Annotated in this window: 21 protein-coding genes and 2 pseudogenes; 9 read left to right on the top strand and 14 right to left on the bottom strand. The window is 39.9% G+C overall.

The window, feature by feature from the left end:
• Positions 1-454 precede the first annotated feature (454 nt).
• The 6 genes and pseudogenes from ACZ5A8_RS09725 to ACZ5A8_RS09700 all read left to right on the top strand — a co-directional run.
• Positions 455-1,681: a COG1361 S-layer family protein gene (locus ACZ5A8_RS09725; protein WP_464533614.1), complete on the top strand. Its 1,227-nt coding sequence runs from the start codon at positions 455-457 to the stop codon at positions 1,679-1,681.
• Positions 1,682-1,696: 15 nt separating this feature from the next.
• Positions 1,697-2,905: an ABC transporter permease gene (locus ACZ5A8_RS09720; RefSeq protein WP_464533612.1), complete on the top strand. Its 1,209-nt coding sequence runs from the start codon at positions 1,697-1,699 to the stop codon at positions 2,903-2,905.
• Between the two features lie 3 nt (positions 2,906-2,908).
• Positions 2,909-3,595, top strand: coding sequence for an ABC transporter ATP-binding protein (locus ACZ5A8_RS09715; protein WP_464533611.1), 687 nt, complete (start codon positions 2,909-2,911; stop codon positions 3,593-3,595).
• Between the two features lie 237 nt (positions 3,596-3,832).
• Positions 3,833-4,048 carry a hypothetical protein gene (locus ACZ5A8_RS09710; RefSeq protein WP_464533610.1) on the top strand — a complete coding sequence of 72 codons (216 nt, stop codon included), beginning with the start codon at positions 3,833-3,835 and terminating at the stop codon, positions 4,046-4,048.
• A 35-nt stretch (positions 4,049-4,083) separates the two neighbouring features.
• Positions 4,084-4,329 carry a hypothetical protein gene (locus tag ACZ5A8_RS09705; RefSeq protein WP_464533608.1) on the top strand — a complete coding sequence of 82 codons (246 nt, stop codon included), beginning with the start codon at positions 4,084-4,086 and terminating at the stop codon, positions 4,327-4,329.
• Between the two features lie 56 nt (positions 4,330-4,385).
• Positions 4,386-4,553 (top strand): annotated as a pseudogene (locus ACZ5A8_RS09700) (lipoprotein-releasing system ATP-binding protein LolD); the annotation flags it as partial.
• Positions 4,554-4,760: 207 nt separating this feature from the next.
• Here ACZ5A8_RS09700 and ACZ5A8_RS09695 read toward each other — a convergent pair.
• The 4 genes from ACZ5A8_RS09695 to ACZ5A8_RS09680 all read right to left on the bottom strand — a co-directional run bounded on the left by ACZ5A8_RS09695 (position 4,761) and on the right by ACZ5A8_RS09680 (position 8,535).
• Positions 4,761-6,251: a phytoene desaturase family protein gene (locus ACZ5A8_RS09695; protein ID WP_464533607.1), complete on the bottom strand. Its 1,491-nt coding sequence runs from the start codon at positions 6,249-6,251 to the stop codon at positions 4,761-4,763.
• The gene (locus tag ACZ5A8_RS09690) at positions 6,248-6,823 is read right to left on the bottom strand and encodes a TetR/AcrR family transcriptional regulator (protein WP_464533605.1); all 576 of its coding nucleotides are present in this window, start codon (positions 6,821-6,823) and stop codon (positions 6,248-6,250) included. Before ACZ5A8_RS09690 ends, ACZ5A8_RS09695 begins: the two co-directional genes overlap by 4 nt.
• A gap of 303 nt (positions 6,824-7,126) precedes the next feature.
• Positions 7,127-7,363: a DUF3006 domain-containing protein gene (locus ACZ5A8_RS09685; RefSeq protein WP_464533604.1), complete on the bottom strand. Its 237-nt coding sequence runs from the start codon at positions 7,361-7,363 to the stop codon at positions 7,127-7,129.
• 2 nt (positions 7,364-7,365) lie between these two features.
• Positions 7,366-8,535: a lamin tail domain-containing protein gene (locus tag ACZ5A8_RS09680; protein ID WP_464533603.1), complete on the bottom strand. Its 1,170-nt coding sequence runs from the start codon at positions 8,533-8,535 to the stop codon at positions 7,366-7,368.
• A gap of 33 nt (positions 8,536-8,568) precedes the next feature.
• Here ACZ5A8_RS09680 and ACZ5A8_RS09675 point away from each other — a divergent pair, with 33 nt between their 5' ends.
• On the top strand, positions 8,569-8,721 hold the full coding sequence (locus tag ACZ5A8_RS09675; RefSeq protein WP_464533601.1) for a hypothetical protein: 153 nt from the start codon (positions 8,569-8,571) through the stop codon (positions 8,719-8,721).
• 32 nt (positions 8,722-8,753) lie between these two features.
• On the opposite strand, the gene ACZ5A8_RS09670 is transcribed toward ACZ5A8_RS09675, so the two are convergent.
• Positions 8,754-8,912, bottom strand: coding sequence for a hypothetical protein (locus ACZ5A8_RS09670; protein WP_464533600.1), 159 nt, complete (start codon positions 8,910-8,912; stop codon positions 8,754-8,756).
• A gap of 386 nt (positions 8,913-9,298) precedes the next feature.
• Between ACZ5A8_RS09670 and ACZ5A8_RS09665 the strand changes: the two genes are divergently transcribed.
• A complete protein-coding gene (locus ACZ5A8_RS09665) occupies positions 9,299-9,847 on the top strand; it encodes a hypothetical protein (protein ID WP_464533599.1) in 549 nt (182 codons plus the stop codon).
• On the opposite strand, the gene ACZ5A8_RS09660 is transcribed toward ACZ5A8_RS09665, so the two are convergent.
• The 5 genes and pseudogenes from ACZ5A8_RS09660 to ACZ5A8_RS09640 form a co-directional block, all read right to left on the bottom strand.
• Entirely contained in the window at positions 9,838-10,044 is a 207-nt protein-coding gene (locus tag ACZ5A8_RS09660; RefSeq protein ID WP_464533598.1) for a hypothetical protein, read from the bottom strand. The two genes, ACZ5A8_RS09665 and ACZ5A8_RS09660, sit on opposite strands and share 10 nt — an antisense overlap.
• Before the next feature lie 62 nt (positions 10,045-10,106).
• Positions 10,107-10,700 (bottom strand): S16 family serine protease, encoded by a 594-nt coding sequence (locus ACZ5A8_RS09655; protein ID WP_464534087.1) that lies wholly within the window; start codon positions 10,698-10,700, stop codon positions 10,107-10,109.
• A 51-nt stretch (positions 10,701-10,751) separates the two neighbouring features.
• Positions 10,752-11,138: pseudogene (locus ACZ5A8_RS09650) on the bottom strand (BREX system Lon protease-like protein BrxL); the annotation flags it as partial.
• 176 nt (positions 11,139-11,314) lie between these two features.
• Positions 11,315-11,992: an HAD family hydrolase gene (locus ACZ5A8_RS09645; protein WP_464533596.1), complete on the bottom strand. Its 678-nt coding sequence runs from the start codon at positions 11,990-11,992 to the stop codon at positions 11,315-11,317.
• A 102-nt stretch (positions 11,993-12,094) separates the two neighbouring features.
• Positions 12,095-12,301, bottom strand: a complete 207-nt coding sequence (locus tag ACZ5A8_RS09640; protein ID WP_464534085.1) for a transposase — start codon at positions 12,299-12,301, stop codon at positions 12,095-12,097.
• A gap of 753 nt (positions 12,302-13,054) precedes the next feature.
• On the opposite strand from ACZ5A8_RS09640, the gene ACZ5A8_RS09635 reads away from it, so the two are divergent.
• Positions 13,055-13,645, top strand: a complete 591-nt coding sequence (locus tag ACZ5A8_RS09635; protein WP_464533595.1) for a nucleoside deaminase — start codon at positions 13,055-13,057, stop codon at positions 13,643-13,645.
• 635 nt (positions 13,646-14,280) lie between these two features.
• Here ACZ5A8_RS09635 and ACZ5A8_RS09630 read toward each other — a convergent pair.
• From ACZ5A8_RS09630 to ACZ5A8_RS09615, 4 genes are all read right to left on the bottom strand, one after another.
• The gene (locus ACZ5A8_RS09630; protein WP_464533593.1) at positions 14,281-15,000 is read right to left on the bottom strand and encodes an alpha/beta hydrolase; all 720 of its coding nucleotides are present in this window, start codon (positions 14,998-15,000) and stop codon (positions 14,281-14,283) included.
• Positions 15,001-15,802: 802 nt separating this feature from the next.
• Entirely contained in the window at positions 15,803-16,276 is a 474-nt protein-coding gene (locus ACZ5A8_RS09625; protein ID WP_229392146.1) for a DUF4870 domain-containing protein, read from the bottom strand.
• 284 nt (positions 16,277-16,560) lie between these two features.
• Complete coding sequence (locus ACZ5A8_RS09620; RefSeq protein WP_464533591.1) at positions 16,561-16,818, bottom strand: type II toxin-antitoxin system RelE family toxin; 258 nt, start codon at positions 16,816-16,818, stop codon at positions 16,561-16,563.
• A gap of 1 nt (position 16,819) precedes the next feature.
• Positions 16,820-17,020: a hypothetical protein gene (locus tag ACZ5A8_RS09615; protein ID WP_229392152.1), complete on the bottom strand. Its 201-nt coding sequence runs from the start codon at positions 17,018-17,020 to the stop codon at positions 16,820-16,822.
• Between the last annotated feature and the right edge of the window lie 200 nt (positions 17,021-17,220).

The following is a 17,220-nucleotide window of genomic DNA, read 5'->3' as shown; positions in this document are numbered from 1 at the left end:
ATAATGCTTTATGAGCTTAAAATATGGGAACTAAGGATGCTTACAATGACAATTAAAGCAGTAAAATCCAAGAATGAACTCATGGTCAGTCCTGCAATTAAAGCTTTCAGCAATAATTGAAAGACGTAAAACTAGTACATCGATTTCATATATCCTTAATAAATCACGGATAAACACAGATGAACACAGATGAACATAGATAATTTCAATTCGTGTTTATTCATGTCCATCTGTGTCCATCTGTGGTTCTTTTATGGGAAACCTATTGACCTGTGTTGATTTCAAAATCCAATTTTATTTCCATAATTTGGAATCGATGCACTAGTAAAGAAGAGGGCTCTGAAGAATTGCTCAAAATCATTGGAGATTATTATCAGCAAATGATTTCATTAGATTTAATTTTTAAAAATCTTGTTGAATTTACAGAAAAAATTCAAAACGAGGTGAGTAAAAAATGAATCCGAAGACAAGACAAACATATTTGCTTTTACTAGTTTTTGCAATTATTTTAACAGGAATTTCTATTGTTGAAGCAGAAATTTCTAGTTATGCGTGCGTAAACGCAGAGGTTCAGGAAATAAGACCCAGTTCAATAGGTATCGATGAAGAATTCACCCTGGGAATTAATCTTGAGAGCTGCGGTACTAAAACTCCTGAAGATATTACTTTTGAGATAATCAGCATCCCTCCAGATATAATAGTTACAGAAAATTTGGTTACTAATGTTTCAAAATTAACCTATAGTACAAGTGAAAGGTACCTGATATATCACATGCGAACAACCCCCGATGCCAAACCTGGTCCTCATCTTATAAAAATGAAATTAACATATGCAAATAAGCCCGTTGATACAGAAAAATATTATGAAGTTGAAATAAGGGTGATAGGCGAAGATGCAGAGCCAAGAATCTCTTCTGTCAAAACCAATCCCGAATATATCTATGAGGGAGATACAGTTGACTTAAGTTTAGGCATAGAAAATTTTGGTGACACAATTGCAAAATCTGTAGTAGTTAGTATGGATCATGAGTTTAAAGGAATTAAAACTTCTACAATTGGGACTCTTGGCTTAAATGCAAGTCAAACTGCATTATTCAAGTTTAAGGCAAACAGGTCAGGGGAGTTTGAAATCCCTGTCATTATAGAGTATGAAGATGATTTTGGTAAGCAAAAAAATGCATATGCCATTAAAATAACTGTGCTTGATAAAAAAGGAAGCTTGAATCTTGCATCTGTAAAGGTAGATCCTGTTCTTCCTTACATGGGTGATACTGTAGAATTGACTATGAGAATCGAAAATTCTGGTGACAGATCAATAAATTCAATAAGAGTCTATGCTGACCATCCATTCAAAGGATTAAAAGAATCCTTTATAGGAACTCTTGATCCAAATGAAGATGGGCCTGCAGTAATTACTTTTTTAGTTGATCAAGCCGGAGAATACGAAATCCCTGTAACCATAACGTATGGTGATGATTTTGGTGAAGAACAAATTGAAACGAAAATTAATCTTATAGTCCTGGAAAGTAATAATAGAGCAGGAACAGCTGTAATTGTATTGTTTATCCTGGCAGTAATTGGAGGACTAATTTACACTAATTATAAAACAAAAAAGTCAAAAGATGAGATAATTAAGCAGTTAATGGAAGGCAGCGGTGACTCTGCTAACAACGAAAAATAATGAGAGGTCTTCAACATGATCAACGATATCAGAGTGGGGGGCCTCATTGCATACTGCAGTGTAAAAAGAGGAAACAAAAAAACACTAATGTTCATAGTTTTTGTTCTCTCACTCATTTTTATGAACTTAGTATTCCTTCCATCAATGATAGGGGGAATGACTGTCCTATTTACTGGATTTATGCAAGACTACCCTTACGGGGATATTGTCATTGAACCATCAGGTGACAACACCTATATTAACAATGCTGATAACGTCTTGCAGAAAGTCAGAGCGGTCGAAGGTGTAAGAGCTGCAACAAAACGACTGGACGCTGGAGCATCTATTGAGCATAAGCAGAAAGTTGTAGGGGCAACTATTACAGGATTGCTTCCCATAGAAGAATATGATATTTCACAATACCCATACATTATCAGTGAAGGAGATTTCTTAGGAGAGCTTTCCAGGGATGAGATTATCATTGGTGCTATGATCGCAGGTACGGGTTTTGGATCAGAAATATATGATAACCTGGGTGAAGTAAGACCAGGATCTCTTGTTGACGTAACATACAGCAATGGCGTAAAGAGGACCTATAAAGTCAAAGGCATCATGGAAGGCTCATTTGAACTTGTTGATCTTAATGCCCTTGTCCATTACAAAGAAATTGAAGAAGTTTATGGTTTAGAAGAGAGTAAAGCTACCAGTGTAGTCGTAAGGATTGACAAGCAAGGAAGTGAAGAACAGGTACAGGATAAGATTAGAGAAGCTGGGGTGAATGAGCAAATCTTCACATGGGCTGATAAGTCCGAAACTCTCATAAAGCAAGCAATGCAAAGCATGGGTGCTATAAATATTATGTCAAAGTTTGTGAGTTTGATCGTAGGTGCAGCACTTGTCCTTATCATTATCTATATCAACGTACTTAATAGGAAAAAAGAGATCGGTATTTTAAAAGCAGTAGGCATTTCTCCAAGCTCAATAGTATTGTCCTATGCGTTCCTTAGCATGTTCTATGTTTCTTTAGGAATACTTGCAGGATTAACTTTATACTTTTCACTTATGCTTTACTTCCAGGCAAATCCAGTAACATTCTACGAAACCATGGAAATAAGACCCCAGATAGATCCCATGCTGCTTATTCAAAGCATAGTTACCATGCTTACGCTATCAGTAATAGCCGGGACACTCCCTGCCTGGAGTGTATCAAAAGAGAGCATACTCAAAGCTATATGGGGACGATAAAAAATGATCATAGTGAAAAACCTGAAAAGATGTTATGGGACTGGGAAAACTGCTGTCAAGGCTCTCAAGGGCGTTTCGTTTGAAATAAATAAAGGGGAATTTGTAGCGATAATGGGTGCATCTGGAAGTGGAAAAACGACTCTGTTAAGGATATTAGCATTGTTAGACGACGCAACAGATGGGGAATATACCATTCGGGGATTACAGGTTTCCAGCTTGCCTGAAGCAGAAAGAAGCTATTATAGGCTAACGCAAGTCGGTTATGTCTTTCAGGATTATGCACTCATTAATGAAATGAGTGCTGCGGAAAATGTATATATCCTTTCCATGATGGAAGGAAAATCAAGAAAGGAATCTTATGAAACTGCTCTTGAAGCATTAGATAAGGTTGGTCTGAAAGGAAAACATAACAGGGTTCCTGATGAATTATCTGGTGGAGAAAAGCAAAGGGTGGCAATCGCAAGAGCCATAGCAAAAAAGCCTGACATATTGTTTGCTGACGAGCCATGTGCAAACCTGGACACTAATAACTCAAAACAAGTACTGGATGTGTTCAAAGAATTGAATGAAAAATATGGCCAAACAATTGTAATGGTAACACATGAACCGTGGCATACTGAGTATGTTGACAGGGTAATTACTCTCGAGGATGGCAACCTGGTTAACGATGAGAAAAAACAAAAGAGGTAAAGAATAACCTACGTTCCGCATTTTTAGACGCATAAAGTTCCCCTGATATTGAATTATGCGCTTAAAATATAAGCACATAATTTTTTGGACTGAATTTCAAAATCGGCATCAATTGAGATTATATATTTGTAATAATGCTTGATATGCGCTTAAATTATGGGAACTAAGGTTGTTAATAAGCTGTATTCATTAAATCTAGTAAGACTTATGCATAGCCCAGAAAATAATTAAAAATCTTTGAGATCAAAACAATCTTTTTGTCATCGAATCGGGGAAAAAACCACGAAAGCCGCGCTTTTCGTACTCTTTTTGTTTTTTACACCGATCCTCCCGGCCTCTGCAGCAGATACCTCCCAGGTTGAGGGAACAGGTCAAGCCCGCATAGCCGAACTTTTCAGTGATATCGAGTCCTTTGACGGACACTTTACTCAGCCCAGCCGGAAGAGAACCTGACCCTTGATTTCATACGGGTCTCCTCTGGGAGTCCCTTGACCTATACCTCTCTGGATACTGCCCGGAAATTCTATGATGTTACAGATGTGGTTAATGGCATTTCAGTCCGGCTAAGGGATTTTGATCAGGATCGGGAAGTCGCAGCCGAGATCGAAGAAACCGATTATAGGGCAAGGGGCTGGACAGAAACAAACCCTGCAATTCTTCGTACCATTGCTATAGAAAGCACTTCAAACAACGTCATATACGGACTTATTATTGTCATAGCCTCAAAAGCATGACAGAAAAAAGCGCCCAATTATCGAGCTTAAAAACCTGATAAAAACCTATAAAAACGGAGTCTACAGGCAACCTCGACACAAGAACTGGCGACATGATCTATGAACTGCTCAGGCAGCTAAACAAGGAATACAATAAGATTTATCGTAGTTACTCATAGCGAGACCCTGGCTTTAAAAGCTGACAAATTATCAGGCTTGTAGATGGGAAAATTACAGTTCAGTAAGAGAAATAGGGTGCATTCAAAAGGAAGACTTCCACCACTTTTCCGGCACTCTAGCAGTGTGGAAATCTCCTTTTTCCTTAGCAGGCTGACAGGTTACTTTTCGATTAAGCCCGGCTTCGGCTGGATGAGTGCTGGAAACCCGCAATCGTGAGATCTAAGGTGTCCATACTTTCGGGTAAAGGTAGCAAGGTCAATTTTTCGGGCTATTTAACAGCTTACAAACGGCTTTTTTTCCTGTTTACAAAGCCGCATGATTGTGTCTTTTCCGGTAATGACTGCCACGGGCAGCCCCCCTGGCGGTTGCAACCATTGACCGGTTAAAAAGAGATTATCCAGGCCTTTAATCCGCCCTGTGTGGGCCATCATTTTTCCTCGAATGGTCGGTAAAAACGGCATGAATGCTCCCCTATAGGCATTGCAATACCGTTCGTACGTTTTCGGCGTGGCGACATCAAGGACTTTGATTTTTCCTTTCATCCGGGGAAAACGTGTTTCAATTGCCCGGAGGATCTCTTTGCCTATTCTTTCTTTTTCCCGTTGATAGGCCTCTGGATCCTGGGCGAGAGCATCCCAGGCTTCGTAATCTACATGGAACTGGTTGATGCTGCAGGTGATCAGAGTGTGGCCTTCTGGAGCAAATGCCGGCTCATGACGGTAGTGCGTCATTGTTAAACGGTTGATAGGCGATTCATGGATCTCAAATGGAGGCATCGGAAAGGACAGGCTCCGCGGAAGGGTTCCGATTGCGCCTTCATAGCCTAACGCTACCAGAATTTGTGAGGCAAGTGGATAATCTGTTGGGTTACTATATCGCTTTTGAAATTCGCGATCCGGGTACTTGCCTTTAAGTAACCGCTCATAAAGTACGTGCGCATCGCATGCTGCAATGATATAATCGGCTTCAAAGATTTTGCCGTTGTGACAGATGACGCGATGGACTTTGTTGTGATCTATGGTCAGCTCAACGGCTTCACACGGAGCTTCAATAGCTCCACCCAGGGCAAGGTAACGCTCAACCATGCGCATTGCCAACGCCTTAGAGCCACCATAGGGAATGGAGGCCTGGCCTTTGGTAAAGGCCGCGAGCGCAAAGAAAATGAATGAGGCGCTATAGCCTTCCGGTAAAAATGAAGCAAGAACAGCCTGAAGCGCTGGATGCTTAAAGGTACTGGCGTAGTCCTTTAAGCTGATCTTACCATATTTTCGCATAACTGTTCCCGCATCTTTCAATGAAATCATCAACCGGATTCTTTGCATAAACGTCATCAAGTCCTCAGGTTTTTCAACGGGTGTTTCATACGATTGCAGCTTCTTGATCGCCTGGCAAAAATCTTCAATAACATCTTTATCTTCCGGTGATAGTTCAAGCCAGCTGTACTTAAGCCGGTCAAGATCGTGATAAAGATGTACCGTAACGCCGTCGTGCTCAAAAGCCAAAAAACTCTCGGGATGGAAAATCTTAACCCCGTCCAGTGCGCCAACAGTGACCCAAAGGTCATGAATCGGTGTTCCTACTTTTGTCCCAACCAGCCAGTGGATGCATCCATCGATGTGATAGCCTTCTCGATCCCAGCCAGTGCATTCCCCGCCTAAACTGTGATTTTTCTCCAGGATAACGCTTTCAAATCCGTTCTTTTGGGCAAAGATTCCAGCGCTCAATCCGGCGATACCCCCACCTATAATAGTTATTTTCTTCATTGCTCCGTCCCCTTTTGTTTTATTTGTTGTATTAGCAGGAGATCCTTCCCCATTTCCATAAGTAGCGTTTCAGCGGCCTGGTCATCAAGCGAGGACAGATGACCATTGGCGACCATGACCGACATCCCCGTTTGAAAGATCCGCATTTTTAAAAGCAGGCGCTTGCGTTCATCATACGTCAAACCACGCATGTTTTCATCTTCAGCCAGTGCTTCAACCATTGTATCCTGAACGGTTTCATACGAAGTCATGTATGGGTTTTGCTGCATTACCAGTTCACGAAAAAAGACCGGGTACTCTCGCGCAAACACTAAACTGGCTTTCCCGATGTTTTCAAAAAGGTGCGGTCCTTTTTGTTTTGCCAGCAGTTCATCCGAAAGGGCAAAAACACGCTCGACCACAGCCTTAACCAGATCATCAATTGTCCCGAAATTGAGATAGATCGGCGCAACCGAGCAACGAAGGCGTTTCGCCACGCTGCGCGCGGTGATGCCGGCAAATCCTTCTTCTTTTGCGATGGCAAAAGCGGCTTCTACAATGGCTTCTTTGTCATATTTTGTTTTGGGTGGCATACAGACCCCCATTAAATAACGTGTGTTATATAACATATGTTATTCAATGATAAAATATATTGTCGAAAGAAAAAAATAAGGAATGTTATCAAATGATTAAAATAACGAAAAAGGAAGGGAAAAACAGACCGGGTATATACGTAACCCGGCAGAAATCCACGTAGATATTTTCAGGATGGGCGAAAGGCCGCCAGGACACTGGTCAGGTAAACATTTTACAGGCACGAAGGTGATGTGTTTTTTTCCATATGGATAAAGAAATATGGGAGCTCTCTTAAATCCGGAAGAAGGAGAAAAATAGTTTCATTCAGTCTCTTTATTTTTATTCTTTAGTTTATCAAGCAAAGCTGACACTCTTTCTTTAGCTGCTTCTGTCTCCTGAACATCTCTGTCAATGCTGAGATTCAGGATATCACCCTCTTTGCTCTCCAGAGGCAGTAAAAAAAGAGGGATACTAAGTTTTATTGACTCCTCTTCCCTTAAAAGCAGCACTGCGGCACTGCCTTCTATCCTGTCGAGAGTGACTTTGAAATTTCCCATCTTCACCTCTCCAATACAGCCACCAGCTTTCCGCTGCTGTCATATAGAGACGCCGTGTCCCCATCGTTGTTCCAGATAGGGCTTCCTGATCCCCAGTATATTTCAGTAGCTGTATCCATACCCTTTCCGGTATATAGAATTACAGTGGCCTGAGAATCTAGTGTGTAAGACGAAAAGGCGTAGGTATGTTTGCTGCCTTCATCTTCAATCTTCCAGCCTTTTAACGAAACAGGAGAGGACCCTTTGTTTGTGATCTCTACCCATTCATCCTGCAGGCTCAGGTCGCTAACATAGACGACTGATTCTGCGGAACTGAATATTCCACTCGCTCCGTCTTCTTCGGGTTCGGAATCTTCTAATCCAGCTTCTTTTGACTTGGTTCCTTCTGGTACGGTTTCAGTCATCATCAAAGAACTGTCAGCCCCGCTTTCAGCAGGCTCGGTTCTGGTCAGTCCACCTCCAGATTCGGTTTTCTGAGCAGTTACTGTATAAGTAGATCCGTCTGTTGTAACTACAATTGAGCCGTCAAGATCGGTTCTGTAAACCATGGAAGCTTTCTGTAACTTTTCAAGAACTTCTGTATGGGGGTGCCCGTAGTCGTTATCTGCTCCAACTTCGATTACGCTTATTTCGGGGCTTACAGCTGAAATAAATTCTTCTCCACTGCCGGATCGGCTGGCATGGTGCCCTACTTTGAGAATATCAGAATCAAGGTCGTACCCGACGTCCATGAGGCTTTCTTCAGTCTCAAGCCCTGCATCGCCCATAAGCAGGAACGAAACTTCCCCGTAGCTTACTTTGAGAACCACGGAGTTTTCGTTCAGGTCATCGGAGTACTCGGGGCCTGGGTTCAAAACTTCCACATCAACATCAGGGTCAAATTCTATTTCTTCTCCTTTTTCAGCTACATCAAAAGGAATATTTTTCTCATCAATGGTTGTCAGCATGTTTTCATATGTTTTTGAGGTGTGCGGAAAGCCACTGTCAATGAAAAACCCAACCTGGAAGCTGTTGAGTACCTCACCCATGCCGCCTATATGGTCCGAATGAGGATGAGTTACAACAATATAATCAATGCTGGAGATATCATTTTCGTGAAGATATGCTGAAACCCCTGACCCCTGGTTTCGTTCCCCTGCATCTATCAGCATAGCTTTTCCATTATATTTCAAGAGAATCGAATCTCCCTGGCCAACGTCGAGAAAATGAACCGTCAGGTTTTCATCGGCCGGGTTCTCACCTGCAGCAGGACTGTTGTCTGCAAGATTATCATGTGCAGGATTATCATCTACAAGATTATCATCTGCAAGCCCGGTATCCTTAGAATCACTTTCTGCAAGCCCGCTGTCCTGACCTGATGCTGTTCCTTCAGCTCGAACCTGAGCCTCAATCAGGTCTGTTTCTCCTGTCTGTTGTGCGGCCTGTTCGGGCTCTTCAACAACCTGTCTTTTATTCCGGCGTTTATTCCAGCAATAATTATTAAAACAAATATGAAACCAAAAATCCAGCGCAATAAGCTATTTCCGGATGTCTTTCCTGATTTTCCCAATTTATTCACACCTTATTTTTAGACAAACAATATAAATGGATTTTATATTAAACTGTCTTTTTATGTTCCATTTAAAACTTTAAAATCCGATATTTGCCAGTAGAATGCGATAATCTGCAATAACTCATCTTACAAATTCTATTGCAGGGAAGTCTGCAGGACAAATAATAAGCAATATCGGGCGCAAAGATGCATATTAAGGATAATCCACACCTGGGATTGGATAAATTAACTGAAAATAAGAAACTGCTATAAGTTTGGTGCAGGAAAAAGTATCCGAATTCTGAATGCCTGTGCGAAAGATCTGAAAAATATTATGCTACAGACGTAGTAGAAAATTTATACTGAGGGTAAAGACTTTATATAAAAATCCCTAAACTTAATCTGTGATTAAGATGAAAACCCCTATTATCTTAACTCTTTTTTTTGTGCTATGCCTCACATGCGCAACAGCATCGGCAGCAACGACAACAGGCACGACAACTGTCAACCCTCACATCGGCAACACCTACATGGTTGGCGGCGACGGCAAACTAATTTCACTTGTGAATTATAATAATGCAACAAATACAACATACGCGAAAGTTGTAGAATTTATAAAAGCAGATAAAACAGACCAGAATTTATACACATCAAAATATGTATGCTCCGACTTCGCAGAAGATGTTCATAATAACGCAGAACGGGCAGGAATTAAAGCCGCCTGGGTAACTATGGAGTTCACCAATGCGCCCGGGCACGCCTGCAATGCATTTCAAACTTCGGACAAAGGACTTGTATTCATTGACTGTACAGGTTCCCCTACACAGAAAGGCAGTTTCGATAAGCTGGTAAATTTGACAGTTGGAAAGCCGCTGACTCCGACTTCTCTGTATGCTCCTTATTACAGGTGGTCTACTATGGGGACGGTTAAAAGTTATAAGGTTTACTGGTGAATTATTTTTCTTTTTTTTCTTTTTTCTCCTTTTTTCTCCTTTTTCCTTTTTATTTTTCCCCAGCCTGATGGGCAGGTTTTACTGGAATTCAAGACCGATAATACTACCAGTAACCATACTACCGTTAGTTTCCAGAAGCTTAAAACATCGATATATTTTTTATACTTGCCGTTCTCTCTAAAATATAAAAATAACACTTTTCGGATAGGCTCTAAAGGAGCTTACTATGACTCCAGATTTATCCGGATATTGTAAGACATTAAATTAGTGACATCGACTTATAAACCGCATCAATCGGATCCTCATAAAACGAAATCTGGAACTTACTGAATAGGTCAGGGGGTACCGTTGCAATCTTACCTGCTGAAGCAATTGGAATCAACACTCTTTTTGCTCCGGCATCAAGGCAGACCTGCAAAAGGCCAGCCAGATTTTCAAGTACACCTACAGACCCTCCGATTGTCATACTTCCGAGAATGGCAGTCTGTTCCTGAAGCGACCTTTCTAATGCTCCAGAGCAGAGACTGATGAAGGCTGCAAGAGCTAGTTCTTCGGACATTCCAACTCCGTAGAGATCCTGGACATGCAAAAAGTAGTCTTTTTCCTTTACCGAAATGCTCTGACTTACGGATTTTGCGTTGGCCCTGAAGTAATTGAAAGCCGTTTTTATTGATTCTTTGGTCTGAGAATTTGAACCTGTGCCTGATTTTTCGTATTTACCCGAGCCGGATACTACCTGGACTTCAAACTTATAGACCCCAATCTTGCCTGATTCGGTGGCAGCAGCAGCGTAGGCTTCTCCGGGTTTTGTGATGCCTGCGGGAATGATCTTATTTCCCCCGCTTTCTGGCACAGATACGAAGGCTTCTGTCAGGTTTTCATTGTCAATATAGGAGAAATTCACATCAAAGAACTCGATTCCTCCTATTTTTTTCAACTGCTCTTTCACACGCCTTCGACCTACGAGAGCGTATTCAAGGATCTCCTGTGCCTGTTCTCTGGTGATATTCTCATCCGGGTAGATGAGTTTCATAAGGCCTGAGAAGGTCTTTTTAACGGCAATCACATCACGCTGGTTCAGGTTGTTTCCGAGTTTAAAGAACCTGTTTATATTGTCGGCGTAGGATCGCTTCCTCATTTCCCGGAAGAATCCTGAAATACAGTCAACTATGAATCCTTACTTGTCCATAAAGTGTTCAGGCCTGAACTTTGGAATTTCCCAGCCAGGGATGTAGTAGTGCGTCCTGTTGAAAAAGGCTTTATCACTTCTTAACTGGAAAATTCTTTTCAATCCATATAAAACAACGAAGAGCCTAAAAGTTGTTGTGAAATTATGACCTTTTTTCAAAATCGAGTAACTTCATTCGTAGCCAAAAATGAGCCTGAGATTGACCTATAGAGAGAAACAGAGAAAGAACAACATTTTATGTAAAAGGTTGCTGTCATGGATTGTTAATAAAATGATTCTCAGATCCTTATCTCCATCTTCTCCCAGTCCATTTCCAGTGCATCGCCGATTTTTGCAAGCACCAGATCAGCACCGGCTTCTTTTAGAATCTCTGGATCTACCGTCTGAGCCACTCCTATAGCGAAAAGTCCTGCGTTCTTAGCAAGTCGCATATCACCCGGTCCGTCCCCGAAATAGACTGACTGCAATGCAAACTGTTTTAAAGATAAACCTTCTTTTTCAGCGAGCATTTCAATATGCTTTGGGCCTTTTTTATAAATATCGAATCCTAATAAACAATCAATGTAAGGGAGAATACCAGCTTCATAAAGACGCTTCATCATTGGTCCGGTACCACTACCAGAAGTGATGAACACCTTGTAGTCTTTGGCTTTGAATAATTTTAAAAGCTCTTCTGCTTTCGGAAACATTGAATATGTTTCACTATAAATAATGTTACAGAATTCGTCCATCAGTTTTGGTACTGCATCTTTAGGCAGTTTGTGGTATTCCAAAATATGAGAAAACTGTTCATCCCACGGTGTGCCTGTTGCGGCGATGGAATATGCAGCTACGTTAGGTGATTCAATTCCTGTATATTGTTTCACTACATCGCAGAAAACTCTGGTGTAAATTGGCATAGCATCCACAAGAGTCCCATTAAGGTCTGAAACAATGTATTTTATTTTAATATCCATAAACCTCACTCCCCATGATCTAATTCTTGATTACCGATTTCTAATTAATTCCTTTTTCTTTTAGATTATAATTCCTCTAGGCATTCCGTCCCTTTCTTCAACTTAATGTTTCAAGGCAAAAGTGACTGGTTCTTCATTAATCTGGTTTATATATCGACTGATTCTTTCCCTTAATTCGTTTACTGAGTCCACTCCTATTCCTCTCAACATTCTTCTTGTCATTTTACTGAAAAAACTTTCAATTATATTCAACCACGAAGCATGTTTGGGTGTGAATACAAATTCAAATTTATCAGGAGCATTTTCCAGGTTCTTGAGTTTCTACTGAGGTATGTATTTCGTGATTATTCATAAGAATTTTGATTTTTCTTTTGGATAAATTAATTCAAGTTCTTTAAGGAATTATGTGAATTCTCAGCTTCTATGCCTTTCAAATACTTTATAATGAATTCTTCCTGATATCAAATCAATTCCAGCTAATAGCGAAAGAGCTATGTTTTCTGTATTTATATTTTCATTGAAAAATCGGCACCAACACAAATGGTGGATCAATACAAATTAATTTTATTCCACTATTGCTCTATTTCTTTTCTAATGAGGTCATTTTCAAATTGCTAATTGTCAGTTTGTTTTCAAACTGCTTATTATCAGTTTGTTATCACTCCAAATTAGTTTATTTGTCCAGCCTTTGAGTTAACGTCCCTTACTGTCCATATAGAAGTCAAAGAGTGTTGATTGTGCTTTATGTTTTTCTCGGACCTGAGTTCACCTACATTCTCTATTTTTGACAAGGCAACACATAATTTCACACTTCACTATTTTTTCCGTTCCAGATAAGTTCGATTTCTCTTTTGTCTCAAATAAAAAAAATGGCTTAGCCATGAAAATTGAAGTTAGGTAAATTTGTTATTCATATGTATAAATAAAAAAGTTTATAATGATTTACAGGAATTTACTTTAAACTGTTGATTTGGCTTCATACAATAGGCAGTATTAAAATTAAAATTTTAAATATTTTAACTATACCAAAATAATACAAGCATGATTTGAAAAGGGGAGCTTATGAAATACTTCATTACAAAAGACACGCCCGTTACGGAAGAGGCGCTTAATGTCATCGCACACTTGCCCACGAAAAGTCTTCCTGCAATAGTTGAAGATAAATTCTTCGTTAAACTGAGCGACCGCAATATTATGCGTATAGCAGTTTTACTTGCGCAAAAAAGTTATGATGAGGGCGGCTGCCCAATCGGTGGCGTCATCATTGATAACAATACACACCGGATTGTCGGCAAAGGGCACAATATGCTTGTGCAGGATAACGACCCTTACAACCACGGTGAAACGTCTGCCATACGCGATGCGGGACGGCAGGACTTCAGCAAAACTACGATTTTCACAACCCTCAGCCCCTGTGACGTTTGCGCCACATTAATATATATGCGCCAGTTCGACCGCGTAGTAGTGGGCGATGTTACGAACGCTTCAGGCAATGAACAGATGCTACGCGAGAAGGGCGTCAAAGTCGCTATCCTTGAAGACCCTGTGGGAATAGCATTGTATGCGAAATATCGAACCGAAAAGCCGGAGCTCGACATAGAAGATTGGAAAGGCCTGGCTGCTGTTCGCAAAGCTCGAAAGGACTATGCTTAATAAAGGTATGGTCCTGCGGTATCAGAAAAACTTCAGTAAGATAATTGCAAAAATAGTTGTTTTCCCATTTTCTACTATTAGAAAAATTCTACAACCTTCCGGCTTAGTATCCCAATATCACTGCAGCTGAGTTATGACGAGAAAAGATGGTTTCCCTTGATCGGGCAGTTCCATAAGTTTAAGCTCTTTCTGCCGGTTGTAGAATTGCATAATGATTATTTTTGTAATAATTATATTTATAATCATTCTCCTGGAATTTGGACAGGTCTGGTCGGGAGCCCGGACAGCTGGTTTACGGTCCTCATCCGCACCAGAATGGGGAATGATATCTAGTCAAAAGCAGTAGCTGCGGGTATGTTTGAGACGAAGCCAATTGGGAAGGTCAAGCAGATATCGAGCTTGTCACGAAGCTTGCGAAGGAGAAGATCGACAAGAACCGAAAGACCCTCGAGGAGCGCAGGAACTTCAGCGTTAATAAGGCGCTGCGGGATCCCTAAGCCTAAAAAGCATATTTTTTTGGAAATCGAAAGTTATTCGCGTTATTACACGAATATGGGGGTGAGGTAGAGACTCATCCCCAGGATAATTCAACTGAAAACGTACCGAAATTTCTGTAAAATTCTAATTAGCCTGTATTACAGCAAATTCTCATCTGCCCATATGTCAAACACCTGCAGTTGCTCTTCCGTATGGAAGTAATGCTCACCGTGCTCGAGAACTTTAACTTTTGCTTGATATCTTGTTGCAAATGCTGAAATTTCGTCCCATTCAGATAGATTATCGTCCGAACCGTACAAAATGGCAGTAGGTACTTTCCATTCAAAACAAATAGGGTTTTCTTTCACATAGCAATAATAGTTCCATTCCAATATCTGTCCGATCGGCAACCGGATTTCAAGCTCAGCTTTTAGTCTTTCTTCACTCACCTGAAAGCCTTCCATCATATTGCATATGATACGTTCCATATTGACAACGGGCGAGAGAAATAAACTTTGCTCTATGTCAAAGCCATGATAAGCAAGCAAACTGAAATAGGCTCCCATGCTACACGCAAACAAATAAATGTCAGGGGCAAGAGACTTTGCAAATTCATAAACAATGGTCAAATCACTTACGCAATTTTCGGGAATACACGCATATTCTTCATCTAAACGTTCACCATGCATAGGCAGGTCAAAACTTAACACCTGGTAACCTTTTTTAACGGCATTTTGTGCCATCACGGAAATTACGGTATCCTCTTTATTAGAAAGGTTACCGTGAACTTCAATTAACAGCTTTTCACTCTGCTTTCCCCAAAGGATGGCAGGAATACGAATTTCATTATTTAAGATATAAAAATGTCTTTTTTCCATTTTCTCACTTAGTTCCTGTGAACAAAACACAAATTTTATTAGGCAGTGCGTAGAAAAACCTGTAAATTCCAGACAATTCAGCCTATTTTTTTCTTTAACACAACAAATAGGTTCTTATTTTTACTTTTTCACAGAATTGGGAGAAAATACCTAATTCTCAATTAATATTAAATTTGGTTAGGAGGCCATTCCTTTGGCGTAAACAAGGCATGATAGATCCTTAAGCTTGTAACATATTTTTCAACATCGAAATTATTAGCATTATCTGCACTGAATATGGAGATGGGATAGGGGCTCATCACCAAGATAAGGAAGCTTAAAGAGAAATAATTTTTAGGATTGAACAATCTATCTCTTGTAATAAATTCTTGAGAGTAATATGCTTAAAAATTATGAAAGAATGATAAACAGTAATTTGGAGAGAAATAAGACGAAAATAAACATATGGTTCGTGATTGCCTCGTTGAGTTATATTGCAGCAATTGGTTTTATTATTGCATATTTTATCGGTGGATACTTTCCCATATAGCTATAGCTATGATGTGGGCGTGTATAGGAGGTATGGATGTGATACTTGGTATACACAGCAGGAGAAAAGAAAAATGATAGATAAACGAGCTGATCCCAAAACCCAAAATGCTTCTCTGAATCTCGGATTCAGAATCATCAATGTAGTTTCTGATCGTGAAAAAATAGTTCTGAGACTCTTGTTTATTTGAGATGAAATTGGTTTTGGGATTAAGTCTTTATCTATGATTGAATAGCGGTTTTCAGGGTAAAGGAAGCATTTTTCATCAGGAAATTATGGATTATACACATTTCCAACTATTTTTTCTGCAAGATCCCCTATTATCGGCAGTCTATATCTCATTCCCTTATATGCTGTATACATCAGGAAAAGCCAGAGCAAAAATGGAATCAGGCTTAGAACCAGCAGGCCATCTATCAACTGGTCATAAATTGCGACAGGATTGTGAAGGAAAAGGTAAGGAAGCAGTGGCGGGTTGAGATTAATTAGGAAATAATCGATAAATTTATCAACCCCGAAAAAGGTTTGCAGGGCACTGAGCACTATTGAGAGAATCGTAAAGGTCAGAAAAGATTGCATTGCATGAAATCTAACGAATCTATTTTTAGTCTCAAGTACAAAGAAAATCAGGCCTGTTAACCAGGTAAGAGTATAACATAAAAACCCCTCTATATTTTCTTTTAAACCCAGAGATGTCCTGGAAGATGTAATCTCACTTCCAATTTCACTTTCCGGTTCAGTTTTCAATACAAGACCCCCCATAACTGAAATTTTTCCAATAAATACGATTTACTGTGGATGTAGTTCGCAAATCATCTTACAACTCTTAAATTAAGTATTTTTAACCATTAATTATTTATTATAATTCTAATTATACAAAAATCGTTCTTATAAAAATTAATTTTATCAATTGCGGGACGGTATAAAAAGAGAAAGCCGGAAAGCCAGCAGAGTAATTTGTACAATCGAAGAAGCAGTAAAAGGAAGGTAGACAGAAGAAGGAATTGCCAGTAAAAACCCTTACTATCAATTCAACGGTACATGCGACTCAGGGGTTCTATTGTAATCACTACAAGGGTTAATTTTTCATAATCTATTCTATAAAGCAGCCTTAAATGCCTGGACCGAAATCGGAATATTTTTTCCTGGCTTTCGATTATTCTTTTTGCGCCCTGTGGGACTGGATCAAAAGAAAGCTCTTCAAGTACTTCCTTGACACGGGAATGCGTACTCTCATCTACCTTCTTCATAAAATCCTGTGCAGGAAGATCAAAAAAAACTTCGAACATTTCAGAGCCTCATTTCTTCAAGCTTCTTTAATGGTACAAGCCTTCCTCTTGCCTCATTTTCAAAACTTCTGAAAACAAGCTCTTTTTCTTCTGCGGTGAGCAGGGCATCTATATCTACCATATGCTCTTTTATTTCTGCAAGCTGCTTCTTTATGAAATTAAGCTCTTCAAAGATTTTTCTATCAATTTTTTCCCCGGTCATAAGAATCACTGCCTTTGCTTATATAACTTGGAAACTATTATCTGCTACTCAGGGATTACAAGCAGCATCAAGGAGTTATCCTGTAATATAGAGTCCCCCATAATATAGAGTCCGATCTATAGAGTCACATGATATAGAGCCGTCACATGATATTATAGAGCGTCTCCTGATAGAGAGTTATCTTCTTACTTCTTCATCAA

Source organism: Methanosarcina subterranea, assembly GCF_055385895.1.
The sequence above is the reverse complement of the archived record's forward strand: the minus strand, read 5'-3'. Positions and strand labels throughout refer to the sequence as shown.